The sequence below is a fragment of the Phytohabitans houttuyneae genome, from assembly GCF_011764425.1.
In the GTDB taxonomy this organism is placed as follows: domain Bacteria; phylum Actinomycetota; class Actinomycetes; order Mycobacteriales; family Micromonosporaceae; genus Phytohabitans; species Phytohabitans houttuyneae.
Genome location: NZ_BLPF01000001.1, coordinates 3,218,086 through 3,243,581 on the forward strand (window position 1 = coordinate 3,218,086; position 25,496 = coordinate 3,243,581).

Genomic DNA, 25,496 nt, shown 5'->3' on the forward strand with positions numbered 1-25,496 from the left:
CGGAGGAGGGTCACCGGCCGTGCTCGAGCGGCTCGGTGACCCGCGTGCCGGGGTCCGGGCCGAAGCCGGCCGCGTACGTGGGCAGGGCGCCGCTCGCGGGAGCCGGCACCTTTTCCAGGACCTCGCCCACCACAAAGGACGGATCGACGCGGCGCAGCCACATCTCGGGGCGAAGCGTGATGCGGTGTGCCAGGGCCGGCGCGGCGACCTCCTTGACGTCTTCCGGGATCACGAAGTCGCGGCCGGCGAGCGCGGCCCGGGCACGGGAGAGCAGCAGCAGCGCCAGCGAGCCGCGCGGCGAGGCGCCGACCATCACCGAAGGGTGCTCGCGGGTGGCGGCGGTGAGGTCCACTATGTACCGCCCGATCGAGTCCTCGACCGCGATGTCCTCCAGGGCGGCCTGCATGCCGCGCAGCGTGCGGGCGTCGACCACCGCCTGGAGCTCGGCCTCCTCGCGGCGGCGGGACATCCGGCGGCGCAGCACGTCCCACTCTTCGTCGCGGGCCGGGTAGCCGAAGGAGACCCGCAGCAGGAAGCGGTCCAGCTGGGCCTCGGGCAGCGGGTACGTGCCCTCGTACTCGATCGGGTTGGCGGTGGCCAGCACGTGGAAGGGCTCGTCCAGCCGATACGTGACGCCCTCGACGGAGACCTGCTTTTCCTGCATCGCCTCCAGCAGGGCGGCCTGCGTCTTGGGCGGCGTGCGGTTGATCTCGTCGGCGAGCAGGAGGTTGGTGAAGACCGGGCCGGCGCGGAACGTGAAGTCGGAGCTGCGCTGGTCGTAGAGGAACGAGCCGGTGACGTCGGCGGGCAGCAGGTCGGGCGTGAACTGCAGCCGGCGGAAGTCGAGCCCCAGCGCCTGCGCGAACGAGCGCGCGGTCAGTGTCTTGCCCAGCCCGGGGAGGTCTTCGAGCAGCACGTGGCCGCCGGCGAGGATGCCGGAGAGCACCAGCTCCAGCGCGCCGCGCTTGCCCACCACGACTGTGCCGACCCTGTCCAGCACGGCGTGGGCGAGGCGGCCCACCTCGTACACCGGTATCGCTTGGACATCGTCGCTCATAGTTTCTCCAGTCGGGAGACGGACGCCGCCAACTCGCGCGGCGCCAGCGGGCGCTTGACCGGGGTGGTCAGGATCTTCCACAACTCTTCGCCGAGGAGCGCGCGGGCGCTGCGCGGGTCGCTGGCGATCGTAAGGCCATGGCGCTGCCGCAGCCGCTCGTCGGCGAGCTCCCGGAGCATCTTCGGCACGGTGCGCAGGTAGCGGTCGGCGTCTTCGCGGCGCGACCAGCCCAGCGGCACCTCCCACCGGTGCACCGCGAGACGCAGCGCGTCCTGGCTGGCCGACCAGTTGTAGTCGCCGCTCTCCTCGCCCATCACCCGGCGGAGCCCCACCTTGACCAGCGGCGGCGCCGCCACGGTCGCCACCACGCGGCGGAGCAGGAGCAGGGAGAGGCAGCCCGCGAACGCGAGGGGGATCGACAGCTCAAGCCCACCCATCCGCATGCCGAACACGGCGACCGCCGCGAGCCCCGCGGCGGTCAGCACCGTGCGGATCCACCACCCGACCCCGCTCGACTCCTTCTTGGCCTGCTGCTGCGGCGCCGGCTCCTCGTCATGCCGCAGCAGGTCGTCGATGCTCGCGTCGCTCACGGCCGCCCCACCCCCGCGGTCAGCTCGGCGCGCAGGCGCTGGAGGGCGGCGCGGGCCTGCTCGCGCATGCGCTCGTCGACGGCGTGCGTCGCGTACCGCGCCTCGCGGTAGACGTCGGCGAAGCTGCCCAGCACGTCACCGCTCACGTTGTGCTCGCCGAGCAGCCGGGTGACAAGGTCGGTGGGGGTGTCGGTGGCCTGGCGCGGCGTGCCGGCCGCGGCCGCCGCCTGCTCCAGCCGCAGCCAGCAGGCGATCACCGCCCGCCGCGGGTCGAGGTCGGCGTCCGAGAGGTCGATGAGGCCGGCGTCGAGCGCGGCGACGACCTCCTCGGCGCTCGCCGTGCGGCTCAGCTGCCGTGGCGGCATCTTTCCGCGCACGCGGCGGCGGGTCACCTCGCGGGCGAGGGTCCAGATCATCACACCCAGGAGTACGGCGAGGATGACGCAGCCGATGACCACGGCGGCGGTGCGCAGCCAGCCGGGCACCTCGGTCGGGTCGGTGTCGACGAAGTCGCCCGGCTGGGGGGTCACCTGCACCTCCCGCTCCTGAAACTCGGGAGCTGGGCCGGAACCCGTCGACGGCTCGTCGACCCGCCCTATCTGCGGCGACGAATGGGCGGCAGCGACCGTCGCGAGGGCGAGCAGCAGGACCACCGCGGCCAGGGGCCACCATTTGCGCAGGGAACCAGGAGTCATTTGGCGTTATGTCCGGAATGTTAAGCGTCGGGCGTGCCTGTAACCGTACCGTCCGGTGTCAGGCAAGCCCTGCGAGGTGCTTCGCGGCGGCGAAGACATCGTCCAGCATCGCCGGTGTGAGCCGCCCGGTAAAGGTGTTCTGCTGGCTGACGTGGTAACAACCCAGCACCGTTGGCACACCTTCGGCGCTCCACCTGGCGCCGTGGCCGAACGCGGGGCGGGGCACGGGCGGACGAAACCCGTACACCGCGGCCATGGCCGGCCACCACGCGGCCCAGGCGAACGCGCCGAGCGCGACCACCACCCGCACCGTGGGTTTGACCAACTCGATCTCGCGGTGCAGCCAGGGCGCGCAGGTGTCCCGCTCCCCGGGAGTCGGCTTGTTATCCGGCGGCGCGCAGCGGACCGCGGCGAATATGCGGGTGTCGCGCAGCGCCAGCCCGTCGTCGAGCGACACGCTGGTCGCCTGGTTGGCCAGGCCCGCGCGGTGCAGCGCGGCGAAGAGCACGTCACCGGAGCGGTCGCCGGTGAAGATCCGGCCGGTGCGGTTACCGCCGTGCGCCGCCGGCGCGAGGCCGAGGATGGCGAGCCGGGCGCCGGCCGCGCCGAAGCCCGGCACGGGGCGGCCCCAGTACTCCTGGTCGCGAAACGACGCGCGCTTGGTCGCGGCCACCTCCTCGCGCCAGGCCACGAGGCGGGGACACGCGAAACAGGACGAGACACCGGCGTCGAGGTCGGCGAGACTGGCCGACCGCCGCGCGCGTTCGGCCACCTCATCGGGGGTACGGATCATCCGGCGACGCGTGTGTCAGGCGAGCTTCTTGCGGAAGAAGTCGAGCGTGCGGGCCCACGAGCTGGCGGCCGCCTCCCGGTCGAAGACCTCGGGCCGGTCGTCGTTGAAGAAGGCGTGCTTGGTGCCGGGGTAGTCGTACAGGCCGCAGTCACCGCCGGCCTCCTCGATCGAGCGCCGGGCCAGCTGCACGCCCTCGGCCGCCGAGGTGCCGTCACCCTCCGAGCAGTGGATGATCGCCGACTTGCCGGCGTAGCCGGCCCAGTCCGGGCGCATCCGCTCCCACGGCAGCACCGGGTAGAAGCCGACCGTGGCGGCGATCTGGTCGGAGAGCGTGGCCGACCACAGCGCGAGGCTGCCACCCGCGCAGAATCCCACCGCGCCCACCTTGCCGCCGGTCTCGGGCCGCTCCGCGAGGTACGCCGCGGCGCCGGCGATGTCCTTGGCGGCCTGGTCCATGGCGAGACCCATGATGAGCTTGCCCGCCTCGTCCGGCTCGGTGGTGTGCTTGCCGTGGTAGAGGTCGGGCGCCAGCGCCACGAACCCCGCCTCGGCAAACCGGTCGGCCAGTGAGGTGATGTGGGGCACCAGTCCCCAGTACTCCTGGATCACCACGACGGCGGGAGCACCCGGGGCGGGCGGTAGAGCGAGATATCCCTCACTCGTGCCGCCATTGCTGCGGTAGCTAACCATCTCGCCCATGGGCCGTCCTCCTGCCGGTCAGTCATCGTTGGCTGGTCGCACAGTGGCGTTCTTGCGGTGCGCGTAGCCTGCCATGCCGTACCAGGGCGAGGAAAGACAACGGCGGCGTGGCGTACACCTCCCTGTCGTGCGGTGTACGCCTCGCTGTCGAGGGGAACCGGGGAATCAGGCCGGCTTCAGGCAGAGCACGTAACCCTTGCCGCCGGCCGGGATCGCATAGAAGCGCATCGTCGTCTCCGCGAAGGCCTTGCACACCTCGTCGACCGATGCCTGCTCGGCGGTGACGTCGTCGACCCGGCCCACCACCGAGTACTTCGCGTCGGCGGCTTCGCACGCCACCACCTTGACGTCGTTGACGCTGGTCTCCTCGCCGGTGACCGCCTGCGGCAGGTTGGCGAGGCAGTCGCCGGCCTTGGCGTCCTGCGTGGGGTCGGTGGCGGAGAGCACGTTGCGCACGACGACGACGGCGACGACCGCGAGCACCACGACCGCGAGGATGCCGACGATGGCGACGATCACCTTGCCTGCGCCGCCTTTCTTCTCGGGCGCTGGCGCGGCCTCCGACGCCGCAGGCTCTTCCTGGGTCGGCGCGGCTGGCTGGTCGGTCACGGCGGCGTCCTCTCGGGATGTGTGTGTCGGCGGTGGCAACCTAACGAGCCCGCCCAGCCGCCGCCACCCCGTAGCGGAACGCGCCTATCCGGTCGCGGACGGCGATGGCGCGGGAGTCACGTCGACGATCGTCGGCGCCACCTCCCACTCGCCGCGGCGCTGCGTGTCGTGGTCGACCTGCATGAGGTTGCCGATGCCGGGGAGGATCAGCAGCGCGATGACGGCGGCCAGCCCGATCCGGTGGGGACGGGGCAGGCGGCCCTGCCGCTGGCCGAGCCAGACGGAGCCGATCACGAAGCCCGCCAGCAACACGAGACCCGCCAGAGTGGAGTCGCCCACCTGGATCCGGGGCAGCAGGCCGATCGAGTCCTTTGCGGGGAGGTCGGCGAGCGCCATCGCGAGCAGGTAGCCGCGCACAACCCACCAGGCCGGTCGCAGTAAGAGAAGAAAGTCGCTTCCCCTCGCGTACCCAACAAGGGGTCCGGTCCTTGTGTCGATCACCTGGAGGCGGGCGCGGACCTTGCCCACGACGTCGCGCAGCCGCGGGTCGACGGTGAGCCGCCGGCGGCGACGGCCCGCGGGCACGCCGGCCGCGGCCCGGAGCTCGGCGGCGTAGGCGGCGGGCGGCCCCAGCCGCTCGGCCAGCGACCCCTCGCCCTCGGCGGCGACCTCCGCGAGGTGCTCCGGCAGGTCTTCGAGCAGCTCGTCACGCGCGGTCGCGGGCAGGTCGGCGAGCGCGGTGCGGACCTGTGCCACGTAGTCGGCGACCTCGTTCACGCCACCATCCCCCGATCCGCGAGCAGAGTGTCCATAGTGGACGCGAACGTGCGCCAGACCTTGCCGGACCGCTGCAGCTGGTCGCGGCCGCTGGCGTTGAGCCCGTAGTACTTACGGTGCGGCCCCTCTTCGCTCGGGACCACGTAGGTCGTCAGGAAGCCAGCCTGGAAGAGCCGGCGCAGCGTGCCGTAGACCGAGGCGTCGCCGACCTCGTCGAGCCCGGCCGCGCGGAGGCGGCGCAGGATGTCGTAGCCATAGCCGTCGCCCTCCTTGAGCACCGCCAGCACCGCGAGATCCAGGACGCCCTTGAGCAACTGGGTGGTGTCCACGGGCGTGGACGCTACTCTGCACTGCGAAGTACCGTCAAGCCCGTAGTAGTGCCACGAGAGGCTAGTGTGTCGCCGTGCAGGGCGAGGATGTGTTGGGGCGCTTGGCAAATGCCACTGGCGTCTACCGTGGGCGCGGCGACGGCCCCGAGAGCGGACCCTTCGTGGCTCGGATGGCGGTGTCGTCGGCCATTCGCGGCCGCGCGGTCACCCTCGACTACGAGGCCACCAACGACCACAACGGCCTGCAGCACATCGAGCACACGGTGCTTGTGGCCGGCGAGGCGGGGCGCCTGGAGCTGCACGTCGCCTGCCTGGAGCTGCCCGGTGTGGTGCGCTTCACGCAGACCAAGCCGGGCGAGTTCACGGCGTACGAGGGGCCGCTGGTGGCCCGCATCCTCCTGCTCCTGCCCCAACCGGGAGCGATCAGCTACGCGTGGTGGTGGTCGCGCGACGAGTCGGACCCGCGCGAGCAGTCCCGCGCGGAGCTGCGCCGCACGGGCTGACTCACGGTGTGGGCTGGATGCTCCACGCGATGCCGTCGAGGATGTCGTGCTCGCTCGCCACGACCGCGGGCATGCCGGCGCGCTCCATGATGACGCGGAGCACCAGCGCGCCCGCGACGATCACGTCCGCCCGGCCCGGGTGCATCACCGGGATCTCCAGGCGCTGGGCGGTGGTCATCGCGAGCAGGTCGCCGGTGACCTTGGCCACCGCGTCGTACGACACCACGGCATGGTGGATGCGACTCGGGTTGTACTCGGACAGGCCCAGCGCGATCGCGGCCACCGTCGTCACCGAGCCGGCCAGGCCCACCAGCGTCCGCGCCTCGCGGCCCGGCACGGCGGCCAGCGCGCGGTCGACGGCGGCGGTGATGTCGCCGGTGGCGGCGGCGACCTCGGCGGGCGTGGGCGGGTCGCTGTGCAGGTGCCGCTCGGTCATCCGCACGCACCCGATGTCGACCGAGATCGCACCCTCCACGGTGGACTCGCCGACCACGAACTCGGTGGAGCCGCCCCCGATGTCCACCACCAGGTAGGGCGGCTCCGCGGCCAGGCCACGCACGGCGCCGGTGAACGAGAGGCGCGCCTCCTCGTCGCCGCTCACCACCTCCGGCTCGACACCCAGCGTCTCCACGACCATGGCGCGAAAGTCTCCCGCGTTCGCCGCGTCGCGGGTGGCCGACGTCGCGCACATCCGCACCCGGGTGGCGCCCAGCTCGCGGATCTGCGCCGCGTACGACGCGAGCGCCACCCGCGTGCGCTCGATCGCCTCCGGCGCCAGCCGCCCCGTGCGGTCGACCCCCTGACCCAGGCGGACGATCTCCATGCGCCGCACCACATCGACCAGCGGAGCGTCCCCGCCCGCCGCCGGAAGGTCGGCCACCAGCAGGCGGATCGAGTTGGTACCGCAGTCGATCGCCGCCACCCTCGTCATGGGTGAGACCCTATCGGGATGCGCCCGCCGGTCGCCGCCGTCCACGAGATCGTCGCGGCACTCACACCCCTGGACGCCGTGGAGGCGACCCATCAGCGGGAGACGCTCCGCTGGCTGGAGAGCACCGACGACGTCTTCCGCCGGGAGAAGCCGGCCACACCGCCACGGCACCTCGTGTCGTACGTGGTGCCGGTCTCCCCGAGGGCGACATCCTGCTGGTCGACCACGTCAAGGCCGGCCTGTGGCTTCCGCCGGGCGGCCACGTGGACCCGGACGAACACCCGGCCGACACGGCCCGCCGCGAGGGGCGCGAGGAGCTCGGCGTCGAGGTGGAGGCACGGCCCCTCTTCCTGACCGCGACGGTCACCGGTGGCGTGGGCGCGGGGCACACCGACGTGAGTATCTGGTACCTGGTCGAGGGCGACCGCGGCTGGGTGGTGCCGGAGAGCGGAGAGTTTCGCGAGGCCCGGTGGTGGACACGCCGGGAGGTCGAGGCCGCCGGCGAGGTGTTCGACCCCCACTTCCGGCGCTTCCTGCGCAAGCTCCAGCCACCCCTCGCGGGTTGAGCTGAACCGGACGCGGAGGGTGAGGCCGCGGGAGCAACGGTCGGGACCACGACGGGCGTCGCGGTAGCTCGCGTCTGGTTTGGGTTGGATCTCCTGGAGGCCTCTAAAGGTGCAGGAGCATGCGGGTGTTGCCGAGCGTGTTGGGCTTTACCCGCTCCAGGCCGAGAAACTCGGCGACGCCCTCGTCGTACGAGCGGAGCAGCTGCTCGTACACCGCGGGCGGCACCGGCGCCCCGTCGATCTCCACGAAGCCGAACGAGCCGAAGAACCCGGTCTCGAACGTCAGCACGAACACGCGCGCGACTCCGATCTCGCGCGCGACGTCCAGCAGCTCGGCGACGATGCTGTGGCCGATCTTCAGGCCGCGGCTGGCGGGGTGTACCGCGACCGTGCGGATCTCGGCCAGGTCTTCCCACATCACGTGCAGCGCGCCGCAGCCCACGACCGGGCCGTCGGCGCCCTGGGTGGCGACCCAGAACTCCTGCACGTCCTCGTAGAGCGTCACCGTCGCCTTGCTCAGCAGGCGGCGCTCCTCGCTGTACGTGTCGATCAGGTCCCGGATGGCCCGCACGTCCGCGGTGCGGGCGCGGCGGATCACGACGTCACGCATGGACCGTCCGCCCACCACGCGCCGACCTGCTCGACCACCTCGTCGCCGAAGGGGTTGACGCCCGCGCCCACCGCCAGCGCGTGCCCCATGTGCACGTGCAGGCACTTGACGCGCCCCGGCATGCCGCCGGCAGAGGTGCCCTCGATCTCCGGCACGTGCTCGATCTCCTCGCGCCGGGCCAGATAGTCCTCGTGCGCAGCGAGGTACCGCTTGGCCAGGTCGGGATCGGTCGCGAGCCGCGCCTCCATCTCCTTCATCAGCCCGGCGGACTCCAGGCGGCTGCAGGCCGAGGTCGCGCGCGGGCAGGTGAGGTAGTAGAGCGTCGGAAACGGCGTGCCGTCGGCGAGGCGCGGGCGGGTCTCGACCACCGCGGGCAGGCCGCACGGGCAACGGTGCGCCACCGCGCGGGTGCCGCGGGGCGTGCGGCCGAGCTGGGCGGCCACCGCGTCGAGGTCGGCGGCCGTCGCGGGCTCGGGCGGTAGCGGACTCACTAGTCGCTCTCCGTGCTGTCGGCGGCTTGGATGCTGGACCAGAGCGTGTCGTACCAGGGGTTGGCGGGCTGGCTCTCGCCCTCCTGCGGCGGCGCGCCGGACTCGTTGGCCGCCCCGGGTGCCCCGGTGAGCACCACGAGCGGCACCTCGCCCGGCTTGACCATGTAGAACCGCTTGCGGGCCTGGATCTCGATGTACTTCGGATCCCTCCAGAGCGCCGCCTGCTCGCTCAGGTCGCTGATCCGCTGCCGCTGGTCCGCCTGCGCCTGCTCCATGCGGGCGATGTCGGACTGCTGGGTCAGGTAGACGCGCACCGGGTACGTGTAGCCGAGCGCGAGCGCGATCAGCACCACCAGCAGCACGGTGGCCCGGCCGGTGAAGCGGCGCGGCTGCGGCGCGTTGGTGCGGCGCACCGGTGCGCGGCGGGCGGCCGGGCGGTTGGCGGAGCGGCCGGTGTCACCGCTGTCCTTGGCTTCGGCACCCGGGCCACCGGGCGTCCGGTCCGCGGGGGCGCGGCCCGGCTGCGCTGTCCCGGGCGCCGGGCGGGACCCTGCCCGCCCGGCGTGAGCCTCTGCGTCATCACGTCCTCCCCGCAGGCCGGGGCCGCGACCTGGCCGCGGTGCCGGGCCCGCGAGGCGAGCCCGGGCCGACAGTCGCAGCCCTAGGCCCTGTTTCATGCGGCCTTACGGCCGACGCCGCCGGTCGTCGTCTGGGCCCGGCGGAGCCCGGCAAGGATTTCGAAACAGGGCCTAGATCAACTAGGACAGATGGTACCGCGGGAAAGCGGCCGCCCCGGCGTACCGCGCCGCGTCGTCCAGCTCCTCTTCGATGCGGAGCAGCTGGTTGTACTTGGCGACGCGGTCAGAGCGGGCCGGCGCGCCGGTCTTGATCTGGCCGGTGCCCGTGGCGACGGCAAGGTCGGCGATCGTGGTGTCCTCGGTCTCGCCCGAGCGGTGGCTCATCATGCACGTGAAGCCGGCGCGGTGGGCGAGGTCGACCGCGTCGAGCGTCTCGGTCAGCGAGCCGATCTGGTTGACCTTGACGAGGACCGAGTTGGCCGCCTTCTCCGCGATGCCGCGCGCGATCCGCTCGGGGTTGGTCACGAAGAGGTCGTCGCCGACGATCTGGATCTTTTCGCCGAGCGCCGCGGTGAACGCCGACCAGCCCGCCCAGTCGTCCTCCGCCAGCGGGTCCTCAATGGACACGATCGGGTACGAGTCGACGAGCTTGGTGTAGTAATTGATCATCTCGTCGGTCGGCTTGGGCGAGCCCTCGAAGACGTACGCACCGTCCTTGTAGAACTCGGTCGCCGCCACGTCCAGTGCGAGCACGATGTCGTTGCCCAGCCGCAGTCCGGCCGCAGCCACCGCCTCGGCGATCAGGTCGAGCGCGGCCGCGTTGGTCGGCAGGTTCGGCGCGAAGCCGCCCTCGTCGCCCAGCCCCGTCGACAGGCCCTTCTTCTTCAGCACCGACTTGAGCGCGTGGTAGACCTCCGCGCCGGCGCGCAGCGCCTCGCGGAAGGTCGGCGCGCCGATCGGGGCGATCATGAACTCCTGCACGTCGACGTTGGAGTCGGCGTGCGCCCCACCGTTGAGGATGTTCAGCATCGGCACCGGCAGCACGTGCGCGTTCGGCCCGCCGACGTAGCGGAACAGGCTCAGCTCGGCGCTGGCGGCCGCGGCCTTCGCCACCGCGAGCGACACGCCGAGGATGGCGTTTGCCCCGAGATCCGACTTGTTGGGCGTGCCGTCCAGGTCGAGCATCTTCTGGTCGATGGCACGCTGCTCGCTGGCCTCGTAGCCGATCAGCTCGGGGACAATGCGGTCCTCGATGTTGGCAACGGCCTTCTCGACGCCCTTGCCGTTGTACCGGTCGCTGTCGCCGTCGCGCAGCTCGACCGCTTCGAACGCGCCGGTGGAGGCGCCCGACGGCACCGCCGCGCGAGCGATCGTGCCGTCGTCGAGCCCGATCTCGACTTCGACGGTCGGGTTGCCGCGCGAGTCGAGGATCTCCCGCGCGACGATTCCCTCGATGGTGGCCACTGTGACGCTCCTCGCCTAGGTTTTCACGGGCCGCCGCACTGCGGCCGAGGCTTCGCCGATGAGCCTAGTGCGGTGACCACGGCGGTTTGCCGGGTACCCCGGGCGAACCCACCCGCTGTTCGAGCACCAATCAGGGCGAACGACCCGACTCGCCGCCGCGTTATCAGAGTTGCGCCCATCGGGCCGAATCAAGCAGGGTTGCCCCCATGCCCCGCGCCCGCCTCCTCCCGCTCGCGCTGGCGGTGGTGGCCCTGGGCCCCGCGCTGGCCGGTTGCGGCGACGCCGGCCAGGTGATGGACCGGGCCGATCTCGTCAACGAGCTGGCCAGCCGGCTGGACGGCTCGGGAGAGCTGACCTACTCGGCGGAGTACCAGCTGCCCGGCGGCGGCTCCGCCACGATCGCCCAGGCCCAGTCCCCGCTGCGCTCGGCGTACATCTACCCGGACGGCAAGCTCACGGTCACCGACGAGGCCACCGCCGACTGCCGCCGCACCGGCACCGCGATGACCTGCACGCTCACGGCCGCGCCGTCCCCCAACAACGAGCCGGCGGTCGCCGCGTTCAAGGACGCGGGCGCGCACGGCCTGATCGCCCCGACCGTGGTCATCGGTCTCCTCACCGCGGCGGCTCTGGACACCGACGCCACGATCGACCAGAGCGACACCACGATCGCCGGCCGGCCGGCCACCTGTGTCAAGGTCCGCGGGGTGCGCGACGCCGGTGCCTCCGCCTTCGACGCCTGCATCACGACCGACGGCGTGCTCGGCAGCTTCGCCGGCGCGGTGGACGGCAGCGCGGTCGACATCGCGATGACCCGCTTCCGCGACACGGCCGACCCCGACGCTTTCGCGCTCCCCGCGGGCGCCAAGGTCGTCGACAAGCGTTCCGGCGCCTGACATTTAGGGCGGTGACCACTATGGTTCGCCGGGTTCCCCGGCGAACCAGGCCCTGCCAGGCGCAGGGTTTCTGGGTCCGCCCCTCGCCGGCTGGCCCGCGCCGGCCGGTGCCTGGATCTGGGTGTCGGCGCGCGGCGCGCCCGTGGCCAGGTCGATGACGGCCACGCGCGGCGCGTTCGCGCGCTGGTAGGTGATCGCGGCCAGGCGGCCGTCGGGTGAGATCTTGATGCTGCCCGCGTCTTCGCAGCCCCGCCGGGTCAGCGGGTGGTCCGCGAAGGTTCGGGTGCGCGTGCCGACCACCCGCACCTGGCAGGCGGACGGGCCGACCCCGGCGATCACGAGCCGGTCGCAGAGAAGGTCCGCGTCGGCGGTCTCGGCCGTGGACAGATCGAGCAGTACCCGGCAGACGATCACAGCGCGCTGGGCGAGCGGCAGCCGCGCCAGGGCTTCGCGGGCGGCGAGGGCGGCCGGGTCGGTCGCGGCGGTACGGGGATGCCGCTCCTCGGTGAGCGTGCCCTGCTCCCGCCGCACCTTGCGCCACCACGACGTGGCCCAGTTGAAGCGTTGACCGGCCACTCGACGCCACGTCTGTCGCCGTCGGGATGCTCACACCGGTACAGGCGCGTGGCCGCGTCCGGTTCCCTCGGACGGCCGGGATCAGACGCCGAGCAGCGCGCGCAGGTGCCTCGGCGGGGGCGAGCCGTGGGCGAGCATCGCGTCGTGCCACTCGCGGGGCGACGTGCCGGCCGGGCGGGCGGCCGCGATCTCGGCGACCTCGGTGTAGCCGACGAAGTACGTGGAGAGCTGCGTCGAGGTGAGCAGGGCACGCCGCCACTTGCCGGCCGCCTCGCCCTCCTCCTGGAAGCCGGGCCCGGTCATCAGCGCCATCGCGTCCGCCTCGGACAGCTCCTCGCAGTGCACGAGCTGGTCGAGGATCGCGTTGATGCTCATCCGCAGCTGCATCTTGAGCTGCTGGAGGCGGACCGGCAGCCCGCCGAAGCCGAGGCCGGCCATCAGCTCCTCGGTGTAGACGGCCCAGCCCTCCACGAACGGGCCGGACGTGCCGATCGCCCGCACCCGGGTCGTGCCGCGGAAGCGGCGGGCGTGCGCGAGCTGCAGGAAGTGGCCGGGCATCGCCTCGTGCACGGTGAGGTTGCGGATCATGTGGTCGTTGTACTCGCGGTAGAACGACTCGACCCGCTCCGCCGGCCAGTCTCCCGGCGCCGGCGCGATGCAGTAGAACGTGGGCAGGTCGGCCGTCTCCAGCGGGCCGGGCGCGTCGCAGTACGCCACGGCGACGCCGCGCGCGAACTCGGGCATCGGCAGGATCTCGCACGGGTCGTCGACGAGCCCGACGAGGTCGTGCGCGCGGACGAACTCGGTGGTCTCGCCGAGCGTCACCTTGGCGAGGTCCACGATGGACTCCTCGTTAGGGCGCTGGGTGGCGAGCTGGTCGAGCGCACGCCGTACCGTCGCGTCGTCCGCCGGACCACCGACCAGCTCGGCCGCCGCCGCGCGGATCTCCTCGGTGACCCGCTCGAGGTTTGCCTGCGCGCGGGCGAGCACCTGCGCCGCGGGCAGCTCGGTGTCGAGCGTGTGCCACAGGCGCGCCTCCCACAGCCGCCGCCCCAGACGCGGATCGCGGCCCGCGGCGTCCACCCTGGAACGCAGCCATGCCGCGAAGGCGTCCAGCTCGGCCGCGGCGGACTCGGCCACCGGTGACACGGTGGCTCGCATCCCGGGTGCTGCGGCGAGCATCTCCGGCACCTCCTCGCGCACGAGCGCGGCCGCGCCGGCAAACTGCCCCGCCGCCGTCTCCACGTGGACCCGCGGGCTGTCGCGCAGCGTGGCGCGGGCGGTGGCCAGCGCGTCGGGCACGGCGGCGAGGCGGCCCGCGAGGCTGCCCAGCCGCTCCTCGGTCGCCGCGAACGGGCGGGCGATCAGGTTGTAGATCAGCGGAGCCGGGTTGTGCTCGAGCGGGTCCCACTCGTGCCCGCGCACCTCCGTGGCCTCGAAGAGCCCGCGCTCGACGAGCGCCGACAGCACGGCGTGGTCGACCTGCTCCGACGGGTCGAGGGAGTCGGCGTCGACCTCGGCCAGCGCGTTGCCGGCGTCGCGCAGCATCGCCACCTGGGCTGCCACCCCGCTCGCCGACAGGTCGGGCAAGCGGTCGTCGAACCGGTGATCGCCCACATAGGAGGCGAGCGCCGGGTTGCTTTCCAGGACTGCGTCGACGATGCGCTCAGCGAGCGGTACGAACTGCGCCATACGAAGACGCTAGCGCCTCGGCGCGTGCGACGCGGCCACCAGCGCCGCCAGAACCGAGACCGCCGTCTCCAGCTCGCCCGGCGGGTTCGCCGCGTAGCCGATCACGAGGCCGGGCGGTCCGCCACCGGTCAGGCGCATGCGGGACAGCGGCAGCGGGCCGAGCCCGGCGGCGCGTGCCCGCTCGGCAAGCGCCTCGTCGTCCACATCGTCCGGAAGTTCGACGACAAGGTGCAGGCCCGCCGCGACGCCGGAGATCCGCAGCCCGGGCAGGTGCAGCCGCAGGGCAGCGACAAGCGCGTCCCGCCGCCGGCGGTGCTCCAGGCGGGTCCGGCGCAGGTGCCGGTCGTACCCGCCGCCGGCCAGCAGCTCCGCAAACGCGAGCTGCTCAAGGACAGGCCCGCCGAGGTCGGCCCACGCCTTCCGCTCGACCACCGCTTCCCGCCATTTCTCGGGTACGGCGAGCCAGCCGAGCCGCAGCGCCGGGGCGAGCGCCTTGCTGACCGAGCCGATGTACGCGACCGCGTCCGGCGCGACGCCCTGCAGGCAGCCGACCGGGTCGCGGTCGTAGCGGAACTCGGCGTCGTAGTCGTCTTCGACGATCAGCCCACCGGTGCGCCGCGCCCACTCGACCAGCGCCGCCCGGCGTGCCGGTGCGAGCACCACGCCGGACGGAAACTGGTGGGCCGGCGTGACGAAGACCGCGGGCGCGCCGGTGCGCTCCAGCGCGGCCACGTCGAGCCCGTCACCGTCGACCGGCACGGGCACGAGCTTCAGCCCGTGGCTCTCCAGGTGTCCCCGCACCCCGTAACTGCCCGGCTCCTCGAACCCGATCGTCGACGCCCCGCTCGCCCGCAACGCCGCCGCCAGCACCGCGAACCCCTGCGCCGCGCCGGTGGTGACGACGACCGCGCCGGCCTCGACCCGCGCTCCCCGCACCCGACCGAGATAGCTGGCCAACTCCGCCCGCAACCGCGGCGCCCCGGTCGGATCCCCGTAGTCCAGGACCGCGTCCACCATGCCGGTAAGCGTCGTCTCGTAGACCCGCCGCCAGGCACTCCGCGGAAACATCCCCAGGTCCGGCACCCCGGCCGCAGCAGCATGTGCGGTTGATCAGGGAGTTGGTCGGGCCGGTCGCCGGCGCGCCGCTCCACCGGCTCCCTGATCAACCGCGCGACGACGGTGCCGGCGCCCTGGCGGGACAGCAGGCGCCCCTCGGCCACCAGCTGCTCGTAGGCCTCGACGACCACGCCGCGGGAGAGTTTCAGGTCGGCGGCCAGGGCACGGCTCGACGGGAGCCGCGTGCCGGGCGCCAGGCGGCCGTCGGCGATCGCGTCCCGCAGCGCGTCGATGAGCTGGTCGGCCAGGCCCGGCCGGCCGCGGTCGAGCTGGACCAGCGTCTCCCACAAAGTGGTCCTCCATCATGGCGCGAAAGTGGCCCTGTCTCGTGGACCATTGCCACCATAGCGTCGCTTGCATGAAGACGGGTGCGCTGCTCTGCATCGCGGGCATGGTGATCGTCGGCAGCTCGGTGTCACTGAGCCAGCTGATCCTCGACTACCCCACACTCACCGGCCAGGCCCTCCGGTACGCGCTGGCCGCGCTCATCCTCGCCCTGCTCGTCCGCGGGCGCGTCCGCCCGACCCGGCGCGAGCTGGGCATCCTCACCGTGCTGGCGGCGACCGGGCTCGCGGCGTTCAACGCCTGCATCCTCATCGCCCTGCCGCACGCCGACGCGGCCGTGGTCGGCACCGTGATCGGCGCCGCCCCACTTGGCCTCGCGCTGCTCGCCCCGCTGCTGCGCGGCGCCCGCCCGTCCACCCGCATCGTGGTGGCGGCGGCCGTGGTCGTCGGCGGTACCGCCCTCGTGCAGGGCTCCGGCCGGGCGGACGCGATCGGGGTGCTCGCCTCGCTCGGCGCGCTGGTGGGCGAGGTGCTCTTCTCGCTGCTCGCGGCCGCGGTGCTGCCCAGGCTCGGCGCGATCAGGGTGGCCGCGTACAGCTGCGGGCTCGCCGTCCCGCTCCTCCTCCTCGGCGGCCTCGTGACCGGCGAGGTGGCGCAGTGGCGGGTGCCGACGGCGGTGGAGGGGACCACGCTGCTGTACCTGGCGCTGCTGATGACGGTGGTGGCGTTCGTGGCCTGGTTCACCGGGCTGCAGCGGCTGGGCCTCGAGCGGGCCGGAATGATCGTCGGCCTGATGCCGGTGGCGACGCTGGTCACCGCCGCGATCCAGGCCGGCCAGCTGCCCGACCCCGGACAGAGCGCGGGGGTCCTCGTGGTCGCGCTCGGCCTGGCCGTGGGTTTGACGGCTCAGCCGGCCTCGGCCGCGCGCACCGCCCCGGCATACGAGAGCGCGGCCCGGCGCAGCGCCGCCTCCGCGTCCAGCCCTCTTGAACGCGCGTCGGCGACGATGGCCAGCAGCGCGGCGCCGAGGTCGTCCACGGCCTGAGGCAGCGGCACGTCGAGTCCGGCGCGCTCCGCCCGCTGCATGATCTTGGCGGCCAGCGAGAGCGCCGGCTGGGCGAGCGCGATGCCGTCGACGGCGGACTCGCGGGACTTTTCGGCCCGCTTGATCTGCTCCCAGTTCTCCACGATCTCGTCGACACCGGCCACGGCGGTACCGGCGAAGACGTGCGGGTTGCGGCGGATCAGCTTTTCGACCAGGTCACCGGCGACGTCGTCGACCGACCACCGCTCGTCCTCCGGAAGCTCCTCGGCCAGCCGCGCGTGCAGCACCACCTGCAGCAGCACGTCGCCAAGCTCCTCGCGGAGCGCGCCAAGGTCGCCGGCCTCGATCGCGTCGTACGCCTCGTAGCACTCCTCCAGCAGAAACTGCGCGAGCGTCGCGTGCGTCTGCTGCCGCTTCCACGGATCGCCGCCGGGCGACATCAGCCGGTCCATGACGGTCACCGCGTCGAGCATGCGCGCGCCGGGAGGGTCCCACGAGCCGTACATCAGCTCCAGCTCGGCCCGGCCCGACTCGCGGAGCAGCCGCAGGCCGAGCTCGCGGGCGAAAGCCTCGTCGCCGCCCGGGCCAGCAAGCCACACCGCGGTGCCGTCCGGTCCCGCCGCCTCCAGCAGCGCGTCGGTGCCGCCGGCGATCGTGACGGTGCCGCCCGCCGCGCGTACCGCCGCGGTCAGCTCACTCTCGGCACCCGCGAGCACCGGGTGCGCCCGCACCAGGTCCCAGGCCTGCGCCGTCAGCAGGCCGGCGGGCAGCCGCGGCGAGGTGACGAGCAGTACCAGCCGAGCGGTCATGAAGATACGTCGGTCACCAGGTCAGACGAGATGAACGGCAGGTTGTAGAAGACCGGGCCCTGCTGCGTGCCGACCGCCATCGGGGCGCTGACCGGGTCGTACTTCGGGTTGACCTTGGTGTCGGTCCTCTCCGCCTCCGCGCCGAGCGAGGTCGACACGAGGATCGCGGCCTCGGCGAAGATCGCCGCCCCGAACTGCTCCCGCACCTGGGCGACGGGCAGGCCCGCCTCGATGGCACCCGACTCGGCGAGCGCGTTGTACACCTTCATGATCCCCTCGTCCGTGAGCTGGGCGCGGGGCGTGTTTTCGGTGATGACCGTCTGCAGGTCGAGCCACTCGGCCCACAGCTTCACGTACTCGCTGTCGCCGGACACGGCCAACGCCTGGGCGATCTCGCCGGGCTCGGTGGGCTCCTTCGCCGGCGGCATGTTCTTTTCCTTGACCACCCGGCGCGCCAGCTCGAGGCTCACCAGCAGGTCGACGACCTCCTGGCGGGTGACCGGCAGCTCCGCGGCGGGCGCGGGCGAGCCGGACGCCTCCGGTGCGGGCTCCGGCGTGGGCGTCTTGGCCACCGCGTCGTCGTACACCTGAGACACGCGGTCCTCGGTGATCGTCGTGTCGCCCACGAACGCGGCCTTGCCGGACTCGGTCTCGCAGCCGGTGAGGCTGCCCAGGCCCAACGAGGCGACGACGAGAATGGATGCCAGCCGGCGGCCACGGTTCATGGCCGACACTCTCTCACGCGCTCCTCACAGCGGCCGGTACGGGGTCTGCCATGCTAGCTCTCGCTCCGCGAGGGCGGATCGCCCAGCACGTCCTTGAGCAGCTGCACGCACCACTCCAGCAGAGCCTGGTCGCGCAGCGGCTCGCCGCCGATCCGGCGGGTGCTCGGGCGCGGCACGCTGACCTGCTCGGCCGCCAGCTTGTAGACGGCGTCCGGGTGGTAGCGCTTGAGCCGCAGCTGCTTGGAGTCGGGCAGCGCCAGCGGGGCGAAGCGCAGGTGCTTGCCCTGCACCGAGACGTCGGTGAGGCCGTACGACCGGGCGACCAGCCGGAACCGGGCGACCGCGACAAGGTTGGCGACGGGTGCGGGCGGCTCGCCGTAGCGGTCGCGCATTTCCACGACCGCCTCGTCGAGCTCCGCGGCCGTGCGGGCCGAGGCGAGCTTGCGGTACATCTCCAGGCGCAGCCGCTCCACCCCGATGTAGTCGTGCGGCAGATGCGCGTCCACCGGAAGGTCGATCTTGACGTCGACCTCCTCCTCGGCCGGCCGCTCGCCCTTGAACTGCTGGACCGCCTCGCCGACCATCCGCACGTACAGGTCGAAGCCCACGCCCTCGATGTGCCCGGACTGCTCGCCGCCGAGCAGGTTGCCGGCACCCCGGATCTCCAGGTCCTTCATCGCCACGTACATGCCCGCGCCCAGCTCGGTGTGCTGCGCGATCGTGGCCAGCCGCTCGTGGGCGTGCTCGGTCAGCGGCTTGTCGCGGGGATAGAGGAAGTACGCGTACGCCCGCTCGCGGCCGCGCCCCACCCGGCCCCGGATCTGGTGCAGCTGCGCGAGGCCGAGCAGGTCGGCCCGCTCGACGATCAGCGTGTTCGCGTTCGGGATGTCGATGCCCGACTCGACGATCGTGGTGCAGACGAGGACGTCGTACTCCTTCTCCCAGAAGCCGACCATGACCTTCTCCAGGGCGTCCTCACCCATCTGGCCGTGCGCCACCGCGACCCGCGCCTCGGGCACCAGCTCGCGGATCCGGCGTGCCGCCCGGTCGATCGACTCGACCCGGTTGTGCAGGTAGAAGACCTGCCCGTCGCGGAGCAGCTCGCGGTGGATGGCGGCGGCGACCTGCTTGTCGTCGTACGCCCCCACGAACGTCAGCACCGGGTGCCGCTCCTCCGGCGGCGTGGCGATCGTGGACATCTCCCGGATACCGGTGATCGCCATCTCCAGCGTGCGCGGGATCGGGGTGGCCGACATCGTGAGCACGTCGACGGCGGTGCGCAGCTGCTTGAGGTACTCCTTGTGCTCGACGCCGAAGCGCTGCTCCTCGTCGACGATCACCATGCCCAGGTTTTTGAAGCGGGTGGACGTCTGCAGCAGCCGGTGCGTACCGATCACGATGTCCGCGCTGCCGTCGGCCGCCTTGCCCAGCGTCTGCTCGGTCTCCTTCGGCGTCTGGAAGCGGGACAGCTGGCGGATCTCCAGCGGAAACTGGCCCATCCGGTCGGTGAACGTGTTGTAGTGCTGCTGCGCCAGCAGCGTGGTCGGCACCAGCACCGCCACCTGCTTGCCGTCCTGGACCGCCTTGAACGCGGCGCGTACCGCGATCTCGGTCTTGCCGTAACCCACGTCGCCACAGATCAGCCGGTCCATCGGGGTCGGCTGCTCCATGTCCTGCTTGACCTCCTCGATGGCGGCGAGCTGGTCGGGCGTCTCCGTGTACGGGAACGCGTCCTCCAGCTCGCGCTGCCACGGCGTGTCCGGGCCGAACGCGTGCCCCTTCGAGGCCTTGCGGGCGGCATAGAGCTGGATCAGCTGCGCGGCGATCTCGCGGACCGCCTTGCGCGCCCGCGCCTTCGCCTTCTGCCACTCCGCGCCGCCCATCTTGTGCAGCGCCGGGTTTTCACCACCCACGTAGCGGGAGAGCTGGTCGAGCTGGTCGGTCGGCACGAAGAGGCGGTCGCCGGGCTGGCCGCGCTTGCTCGGCGCGTACTCGATGACCAGGTACTCCCGGGACGCGCCGTTGACGGTGCGCTGCACAAGCTCGACGTACTTGCCGATCCCGTGCTGCTCGTGCACGACGAAGTCGCCGGCCCGCAGCTCCAGCGGGTCGATCGTGTTGCGCCGCCGGCTGGGCATCTTGCGCATGTCGCGGGTGGAGGCGCCGCGGCCGCCGGTGATGTCGTTGCCGGTGATCACGGCGAGGCGTGCCACCTCGTCGAGGAAGCCGTGGTTGAGCTCGCCGCAGCTGACCAGGAGCTGGCCGGGACGCGGCGGGGCGTCGATCGACTCGACCATCGTGGCGCCGAGCCCGGCGTCGTGCAGCACCTCGACGGCCCGCTGGGCCGGCCCGTGCCCCTCGAAGACAAGCGCGACAGCCCAGCCGTCGCCGGACCACCGCTTGAGGTCGTCGACCACTCGCGCGGTCTCGCCGTGGTAAAGCGGCACCGCCTGCGCCGCGACCGTGACCGCGTCGGCGAGGTCGGGCGACACCGTCACCTCGGGCAGCGGGTCTTCCCATGGCAACGCTTCGGGCGCCGCGACCTCCGACTCGCCGAGGCCGAACGGCGACACCGTCCACCAGGGCAGGCCGAGGTCGCCGGCGACCGCGCGTACCTCGGCAAGGGTCCGGAAGGCGGCGGCGCCGAGGTCGACCGGGGCCTGGCCTCCGACGGCGGCCGCGGCCCAGCTTGCCTCGAGAAACTCCGCCGAGGTACGGACCAGGTCGTGCGCCCGCGTCCGGATCCGCTCCGGGTCGCACAGCAGCACGTGCGTGCCCGCCGGCATCGTGTTGACCAGCAGCTCCATGCTGTCGGTGCCGTCGAGCAGGGCCGGGGCGAGCGACTCCATGCCTTCGACCGGGATGCCCTCGGCGAGCTTTTCGAGGATCTCCTCCAGCTCGGGGTGCTTGACCGCCAGCTCGGCCGCCCGCTCCCGCACGTCCGGGGTCAGCAGCAGCTCCCGGCAGGGCGGCGCCCACAGCTGCTGTACCGCCTCGATCGTCCGCTGGTCGGCGACCGCGAACGTGCGGATCTCCTCGACCTCGTCGCCCCAGAACTCCACCCGCGACGGGTGCTCGTCGGTCGGCGGGAAGATGTCCAGGATGCCGCCGCGGACCGCGAACTCGCCGCGCTTGGTCACCAGGTCCACCCGCGAGTACGCCATGTCGGTCAGCCGCCGCGCCACGTCCTCCAGCGCCGCCTCCGCACCCGGCCGCAGCTCGACCGGCTCGAGGTCGCCAAGCCCCTTGAGCATCGGCTGCAGCACCGACCGCACCGGCGCGACGACCACCCGCAGCGGGTTGCCCTCGGGATGGGCGAGCCGGCGCAGCACCGCCAGCCGCCGCCCCACCGTGTCCGAACGCGGTGACAGCCGCTCGTGCGGCAGCGTCTCCCAGGAGTGGAAGACCGCCACCTGGTCCGCCGGCAGGAGGCTGCCGAGCGCGAGCGCCAGGTCGTCCGCCTCCCGGCTGGTCGCCGTCACGGCGAGGACCGGCTTCTGCGCCCCGCCCGCGTCGGCGTCCGCCGTCACCGTCGCCACGACGAACGGCCGGAGCGCCGCGGGCGCGGTGAGGTCGAGCCCGTCGGACCCGCCACCCCTGGCCCGGTCCCGGACGCGGGCCAGCGCCGGGTCGCCGAGAGCGGCGGGCAGCAGACCGGCGAGCTTCATGAGAGGCCTCCTGGGTTGCGGGCACGCACGAAGGCCCCGCGCCCGGACCGGACGGGGGGTGTCACACCAGCCTAGCTCTCCGCCCGCCTGGCGATACGCGGGTGAACGACCACGCGGGACGGGCGCATCTGGTATGAGTCATGCGTGGGCAAATGGAGCAAAACGGGCGCACTGCTGCTCGGCACGCTGGCGGTGGCGGCGGCCTTCGTCTGGTCCTACGCCGGGGCGCTGCACCAGCCCACGCCGCGGGACGTGCCGGTCGGCGTGGTGCGCGGCGACAGCACCGCCGCCACCTTGCTGTCCGCGTTGCGCCCGCAGCTCAAGGCCATCGAGTACCCGGACGGCGCGGCCGCCGCGGACGCGCTGACCCGCCGCAAGGTGTACGCCGTGCTGGCCGCCACCGACGCGGGCGGCGCGCCCGGCCTCACGCTCACCACCGCGAGCGCCTCGGGGCCGATGGCGACCGACCTGATCACGCAGGCCACGACCGCGGCGGCGGCAACCGGCGAGGTGCCGCTGACGGTGGCGGACGCGGTACCCACGTCCGGCGGCGACCCCCGCGGGCTGGTGCCGTTCTACCTGGTCGTGGGTCTCGTCCTGGGCGGCTATCTGGCCGCCACCGTGCTCGGCCTCACGACCGGGACCGTCCCCGCCGACCTTGACGACGCGGCGCTGCGGATCGGCGTGCTCGCGATCTTCGCCGCGCTGCTGGGCACGGCCGGGGCGATCATCACCGGCCCGGTGCTGGACGTGTTCACCGCGCACCGGCCGGGCATCGCCATCGCGGGCGCACTCGTCACGTTCGCCTCGGGGCTCGTCGCGTCGGCCGTGCAGGGGTGGCTCGGCCTGTTCGGCACGGGCTTGGTGATCTTCCTGTTCGTCGTGCTGGGCAACCCGGGCTCGGGCGGGATCTATCCGCCGGAGTTTCTGCCCGCCCTCTTCCGGGGGATGCACCGGTGGAACCTTCCCGGACTCGGCACCGATCTCGTCAAGTCCGTGGTGTACTTCGACCGCAAGGCGGCCGGCTGGCCGATCACCGCGCTCGCCGTGTGGGCCGCGGCCGGTGTGGGGGTACTGCTGGCGGCAGCCGCGGTACGTGGCCGGACTCTGAGACATGACTCACCAGTTTGACCAGGTGGCAACGTGGCGTCGGTAACATCCTTTTGTCGGACAGCGCCGTCCTTCGTACTCACGTAAGGAGCGCACGGTGACCGAGCACGCCGACGATCCCAACCAGGCGCTCCGCGCAGACATCCGCCGCCTTGGCACGCTCCTGGGCCAGACCCTCGCGCGGCAGGAGGGTCCGCCGCTGCTCGACCTGGTCGAGGAGATCCGCGCGCTGGTGCGCACCGACGCCGAGCGGGCGGCCACGCGGCTGGGCACGATGGACGTCACCACGGGCACCCAGCTGGCCCGCGCCTTCTCGACGTACTTCCACCTGGCCAACATCACCGAGCAGGTGCACCGCGCCCGCGACCTGCGGCGCCAGCGGGCCACCCAGGGCGGGTGGCTGGACCAGGCGGCCAAGCTCATCGCCGAGCGGGGCGTGCCGACCGACGAGATCGCGGCAGCGGCGCGGCGGCTGGCGGTGCGCCCTGTCTTCACCGCGCACCCCACCGAGGCGGCCCGCCGCTCGATCCTCTCCAAGCTCCGCGCGGTGGCCGACGAGCTCGACGCCGAGGCGGCCGACGCGATTCTGTACGGCGCGACCGAGTCCCCGCAGACCGAGCGCCGCCTCGCCGAGCTGATCGACCTGCTGTGGCAGACCGACGAGCTGCGCCTCGACCGCCCCGACCCCACCGACGAGGCGCGCAACGCGGTCTACTACCTGCGCGACCTCTACTCCGACGCGGCGCCCCAGGTGCTCGACGACCTCACCGACACGCTGCGCACGCTGGGCGTGGAGACGGCACCGACGGCGCGGCCGCTCACGTTCGGCACGTGGATCGGCGGCGACCGCGACGGCAACCCGTTCGTGACGCCACGGGTGACCCGCGACGTGCTCATGATCCAGCACGAGCACGGCATCCAGGCCACCGAGGCGGCCATGGACGCGCTGATCAACGAGGTCTCGGTGTCCCGCCGGCTGCGCGGCGTGTCGCTCGACCTCTCCGCCAGCCTGGCCAAGGACCTCGACGCGCTGCCCGAGGTGACACAGCGCTTCCGGCGCACCAACGCCGAGGAGCCCTACCGCCTCAAGGCCCGCTGCATCAAGGCCAAGCTGGCCAACACGCGGCGCCGGCTTGGCCAGGGCACCGCACACGTGCCGGGGCGCGACTACCGCGGCTCCGACGAGCTCCTGGCCGACCTCGAGCTGCTGCGCGCCTCGCTCGCCCGCAACTCCGGCCAGCTCACCGCCGTGGGCCGGCTGGCGTCGGTGATCCGCACGGTGGCCGCGTTCGGCCTGCACCTGGCCACGATGGACGTGCGCGAGCACGCCGAGGCACACCACGCGGTGCTCGCCCAGATGTACGCGCGGATCGGCGAGGTCGCCGACTACAACACCCTCTCCCGCGCCGAGCGCACCAAGCTGCTCTCCGACGAGCTCACCGGCCGGCGCCCACTGTCCAGCCTGGACACCCCGCTCAGCGAGTCGACGCGGCGCACCTTCGAGGTCTTCAGCACGATCCGCGAGGCGCAGCAGCGCTTCGGCCCGGAGGTCGTCGAGTCGTACATCATCTCGATGACCCTCGGCGTCGACGACGTGCTGGCCGCGGCGGTGCTGGCCCGCGAGGCCGGCCTGATCGACGTGCACAGCCACAAGGCCCGCATCGGCTTCGTCCCGCTGCTGGAGACGCCCGCCGAGCTCGACGCCGGTGGCGAGCTGCTCGACGAGATGCTGTCGCTGCCGGCGTACCGCGCGCTGGTCGCCGCCCGCGGCGACGTGCAGGAGGTCATGCTCGGCTACTCCGACTCCAACAAGGAAGCCGGCATCACCACGTCACAGTGGTCGATCCACCGCGCCCAGCGCGCCCTGCGCGACGTGGCCGCCCGCCACGGCGTGCGGCTGCGCCTCTTCCACGGCCGCGGCGGCACCGTCGGTCGCGGTGGCGGCCCGACGCACGAGGCGATCCTGGCCCAGCCGTACAACACCCTCGACGGTGCCATAAAGGTCACCGAGCAGGGCGAGGTCATCTCCGACAAGTACACGCTGCCGGCGCTGGCCCGCGAAAACCTGGAGCTGACCGTCGCCGCGGTCCTCCAGGCCACTCTGCTGCACACCACCTCGCGCGTCTCCACGGATGCCCTGATCCGCTGGGACTCCACGATGGACACCACGTCCGCGGCGGCCTTCAAGGCGTACCGCGAGCTGGTCGAAGACCCGGACCTGCCGGCGTACTTCTGGGCCTCCACGCCCACCGAGCTGCTGGGCGCCCTCAACATCGGCTCCCGCCCCGCCAAGCGCCCCAACACGGGTGCCGGGCTGAGCGGCCTGCGCGCCATCCCGTGGGTGTTCGGCTGGACCCAGTCCCGCCAGATCGTCCCCGGCTGGTACGGCGTGGGCACCGGCCTGGCCGCGGCCCGCGAGGCCGGCCTGGCGGACGTGCTGGCCGAGATGCACGCGAGCTGGCAGTTCTTCCGGACCTTCCTCTCCAACGTGGAGATGATGCTCTTCAAGACCGACCTGAAGATCGCCCGCCGCTACGTGGAGACGCTCGTCCCGGAAGAGCTGCGCCCGATCTTCGGGAAGATCGAGGCCGAGTACGCGCTCACGGTCCAGGAGGTGCTCGCCATCACCGGCGAGTCGGCACTGCTCAACGGCCAGCCGGTCTTGGAGCGCACGCTCGCCGTCCGCGACACCTACCTGGAGCCGCTGCACCACCTGCAGGTGGCACTGCTGCGCCAGTACCGGGACTCGGGCGCGGCGGCGCGCGCGGTGGCGACAGCTCCGGGAGCCCGGCGGGCACCCGGCGACGGGACCGCGCTGGAGAGGGCCCTGCTGACCACTGTGAACGGCATCGCCGCGGGCATGCGCAACACCGGCTGACCAG

24 protein-coding genes and 3 pseudogenes are annotated in these 25,496 nt (G+C 72.7%); 6 read left to right on the forward strand and 21 right to left on the reverse strand.

Going from position 1 to position 25,496, the window contains the following annotated elements; genetic code table 11:
• Positions 1-10: 10 nt before the first annotated feature.
• From Phou_RS14225 to Phou_RS14260, 8 genes are all read right to left on the reverse strand, one after another.
• Entirely contained in the window at positions 11-1,057 is a 1,047-nt protein-coding gene (locus Phou_RS14225; protein ID WP_173056482.1) for an AAA family ATPase, read from the reverse strand.
• Complete coding sequence (locus Phou_RS14230) at positions 1,054-1,647, reverse strand: hypothetical protein (RefSeq protein ID WP_173056483.1); 594 nt, start codon at positions 1,645-1,647, stop codon at positions 1,054-1,056. The genes Phou_RS14225 and Phou_RS14230 overlap by 4 nt, the downstream gene beginning before the upstream one ends.
• Positions 1,644-2,342, reverse strand: a complete 699-nt coding sequence (locus tag Phou_RS14235) for a DUF4129 domain-containing protein (RefSeq protein WP_173056484.1) — start codon at positions 2,340-2,342, stop codon at positions 1,644-1,646. Before Phou_RS14235 ends, Phou_RS14230 begins: the two co-directional genes overlap by 4 nt.
• A 58-nt stretch (positions 2,343-2,400) precedes the next feature.
• Positions 2,401-3,135, reverse strand: a complete 735-nt coding sequence (locus Phou_RS14240) for a uracil-DNA glycosylase (protein WP_173056485.1) — start codon at positions 3,133-3,135, stop codon at positions 2,401-2,403.
• 15 nt (positions 3,136-3,150) lie between these two features.
• Positions 3,151-3,834, reverse strand: coding sequence for a dienelactone hydrolase family protein (locus Phou_RS14245; RefSeq protein WP_173056486.1), 684 nt, complete (start codon positions 3,832-3,834; stop codon positions 3,151-3,153).
• 165 nt (positions 3,835-3,999) lie between these two features.
• Positions 4,000-4,443, reverse strand: a complete 444-nt coding sequence (locus Phou_RS14250) for an LppU/SCO3897 family protein (RefSeq protein ID WP_173056487.1) — start codon at positions 4,441-4,443, stop codon at positions 4,000-4,002.
• 84 nt (positions 4,444-4,527) lie between these two features.
• Entirely contained in the window at positions 4,528-5,220 is a 693-nt protein-coding gene (locus Phou_RS14255; RefSeq protein ID WP_173056488.1) for an HAAS signaling domain-containing protein, read from the reverse strand.
• On the reverse strand, positions 5,217-5,549 hold the full coding sequence (locus Phou_RS14260) for a PadR family transcriptional regulator (protein WP_173056489.1): 333 nt from the start codon (positions 5,547-5,549) through the stop codon (positions 5,217-5,219). The genes Phou_RS14255 and Phou_RS14260 overlap by 4 nt, the downstream gene beginning before the upstream one ends.
• Positions 5,550-5,710: 161 nt before the next feature.
• Here Phou_RS14260 and Phou_RS14265 point away from each other — a divergent pair, with 161 nt between their 5' ends.
• Positions 5,711-6,052 (forward strand): hypothetical protein, encoded by a 342-nt coding sequence (locus Phou_RS14265; RefSeq protein ID WP_173056490.1) that lies wholly within the window; start codon positions 5,711-5,713, stop codon positions 6,050-6,052.
• A 1-nt stretch (position 6,053) separates the two neighbouring features.
• On the opposite strand, the gene Phou_RS14270 is transcribed toward Phou_RS14265, so the two are convergent.
• A complete protein-coding gene (locus Phou_RS14270; RefSeq protein WP_281365071.1) occupies positions 6,054-6,974 on the reverse strand; it encodes a Ppx/GppA phosphatase family protein in 921 nt (306 codons plus the stop codon).
• A 101-nt stretch (positions 6,975-7,075) separates the two neighbouring features.
• Positions 7,076-7,264, reverse strand: coding sequence for a hypothetical protein (locus tag Phou_RS52625; protein WP_246273835.1), 189 nt, complete (start codon positions 7,262-7,264; stop codon positions 7,076-7,078).
• Here Phou_RS52625 and Phou_RS52630 point away from each other — a divergent pair.
• The gene (locus Phou_RS52630; protein WP_246273780.1) at positions 7,223-7,549 is read left to right on the forward strand and encodes an NUDIX domain-containing protein; all 327 of its coding nucleotides are present in this window, start codon (positions 7,223-7,225) and stop codon (positions 7,547-7,549) included. The genes Phou_RS52625 and Phou_RS52630 overlap by 42 nt on opposite strands.
• 103 nt (positions 7,550-7,652) lie before the next feature.
• Here the strand turns inward: Phou_RS52630 and Phou_RS14280 are convergent, their stop codons facing one another.
• The 4 genes and pseudogenes from Phou_RS14280 to eno all read right to left on the reverse strand — a co-directional run bounded on the left by Phou_RS14280 (position 7,653) and on the right by eno (position 10,692).
• On the reverse strand, positions 7,653-8,159 hold the full coding sequence (locus Phou_RS14280; protein ID WP_173056493.1) for an amino-acid N-acetyltransferase: 507 nt from the start codon (positions 8,157-8,159) through the stop codon (positions 7,653-7,655).
• Positions 8,144-8,650, reverse strand: a complete 507-nt coding sequence (locus Phou_RS14285; RefSeq protein ID WP_173056494.1) for a DUF501 domain-containing protein — start codon at positions 8,648-8,650, stop codon at positions 8,144-8,146. Before Phou_RS14285 ends, Phou_RS14280 begins: the two co-directional genes overlap by 16 nt.
• Positions 8,650-9,230 (reverse strand): annotated as a pseudogene (locus tag Phou_RS14290) (FtsB family cell division protein). The gene Phou_RS14285 and the pseudogene Phou_RS14290 overlap by 1 nt, the downstream one beginning before the upstream one ends.
• A 178-nt stretch (positions 9,231-9,408) precedes the next feature.
• A complete protein-coding gene (eno, locus tag Phou_RS14295) occupies positions 9,409-10,692 on the reverse strand; it encodes a phosphopyruvate hydratase (RefSeq protein WP_173056495.1) in 1,284 nt (427 codons plus the stop codon).
• 206 nt (positions 10,693-10,898) lie between these two features.
• Here eno and Phou_RS14300 point away from each other — a divergent pair, with 206 nt between their 5' ends.
• Complete coding sequence (locus tag Phou_RS14300; protein WP_173056496.1) at positions 10,899-11,588, forward strand: hypothetical protein; 690 nt, start codon at positions 10,899-10,901, stop codon at positions 11,586-11,588.
• 18 nt (positions 11,589-11,606) lie between these two features.
• On the opposite strand, the gene Phou_RS14305 is transcribed toward Phou_RS14300, so the two are convergent.
• The 4 genes and pseudogenes from Phou_RS14305 to Phou_RS55455 all read right to left on the reverse strand — a co-directional run.
• Positions 11,607-12,164 carry a hypothetical protein gene (locus Phou_RS14305; protein WP_173056497.1) on the reverse strand — a complete coding sequence of 186 codons (558 nt, stop codon included), beginning with the start codon at positions 12,162-12,164 and terminating at the stop codon, positions 11,607-11,609.
• An 81-nt stretch (positions 12,165-12,245) separates the two neighbouring features.
• Positions 12,246-13,856, reverse strand: coding sequence for a DUF885 domain-containing protein (locus Phou_RS14310; protein WP_173056498.1), 1,611 nt, complete (start codon positions 13,854-13,856; stop codon positions 12,246-12,248).
• A 9-nt stretch (positions 13,857-13,865) separates the two neighbouring features.
• Positions 13,866-14,924, reverse strand: coding sequence for an aminotransferase-like domain-containing protein (locus Phou_RS14315; RefSeq protein ID WP_246273548.1), 1,059 nt, complete (start codon positions 14,922-14,924; stop codon positions 13,866-13,868).
• A gap of 164 nt (positions 14,925-15,088) precedes the next feature.
• A pseudogene (locus Phou_RS55455) lies at positions 15,089-15,262 on the reverse strand (GntR family transcriptional regulator); the annotation flags it as partial.
• A gap of 68 nt (positions 15,263-15,330) precedes the next feature.
• On the opposite strand from Phou_RS55455, the pseudogene Phou_RS14320 reads away from it, so the two are divergent.
• Positions 15,331-16,140 (forward strand): annotated as a pseudogene (locus tag Phou_RS14320) (EamA family transporter); the annotation flags it as partial.
• Positions 16,141-16,163: 23 nt separating this feature from the next.
• On the opposite strand, the gene Phou_RS52635 reads toward Phou_RS14320, so the two are convergent.
• Genes Phou_RS52635 through mfd form a run of 3 tightly spaced genes read right to left on the reverse strand, consistent with a single transcriptional unit; the run spans position 16,164 to position 21,504 of the window.
• Complete coding sequence (locus tag Phou_RS52635) at positions 16,164-17,111, reverse strand: nucleoside triphosphate pyrophosphohydrolase (RefSeq protein WP_246273549.1); 948 nt, start codon at positions 17,109-17,111, stop codon at positions 16,164-16,166.
• Positions 17,108-17,836, reverse strand: coding sequence for a hypothetical protein (locus Phou_RS14325; protein WP_173056500.1), 729 nt, complete (start codon positions 17,834-17,836; stop codon positions 17,108-17,110). Before Phou_RS14325 ends, Phou_RS52635 begins: the two co-directional genes overlap by 4 nt.
• Positions 17,837-17,889: 53 nt before the next feature.
• Positions 17,890-21,504, reverse strand: coding sequence for a transcription-repair coupling factor (gene mfd / locus Phou_RS14330; RefSeq protein WP_173056501.1), 3,615 nt, complete (start codon positions 21,502-21,504; stop codon positions 17,890-17,892).
• A gap of 144 nt (positions 21,505-21,648) precedes the next feature.
• Between mfd and Phou_RS14335 the strand changes: the two genes are divergently transcribed.
• Both Phou_RS14335 and ppc read left to right on the forward strand, forming a co-directional pair.
• Positions 21,649-22,635 carry an ABC-2 transporter permease gene (locus tag Phou_RS14335; RefSeq protein WP_246273550.1) on the forward strand — a complete coding sequence of 329 codons (987 nt, stop codon included), beginning with the start codon at positions 21,649-21,651 and terminating at the stop codon, positions 22,633-22,635.
• 76 nt (positions 22,636-22,711) lie between these two features.
• On the forward strand, positions 22,712-25,492 hold the full coding sequence (ppc, locus tag Phou_RS14340; protein ID WP_173056502.1) for a phosphoenolpyruvate carboxylase: 2,781 nt from the start codon (positions 22,712-22,714) through the stop codon (positions 25,490-25,492).
• The last annotated feature ends 4 nt before the right edge of the window (positions 25,493-25,496 follow it).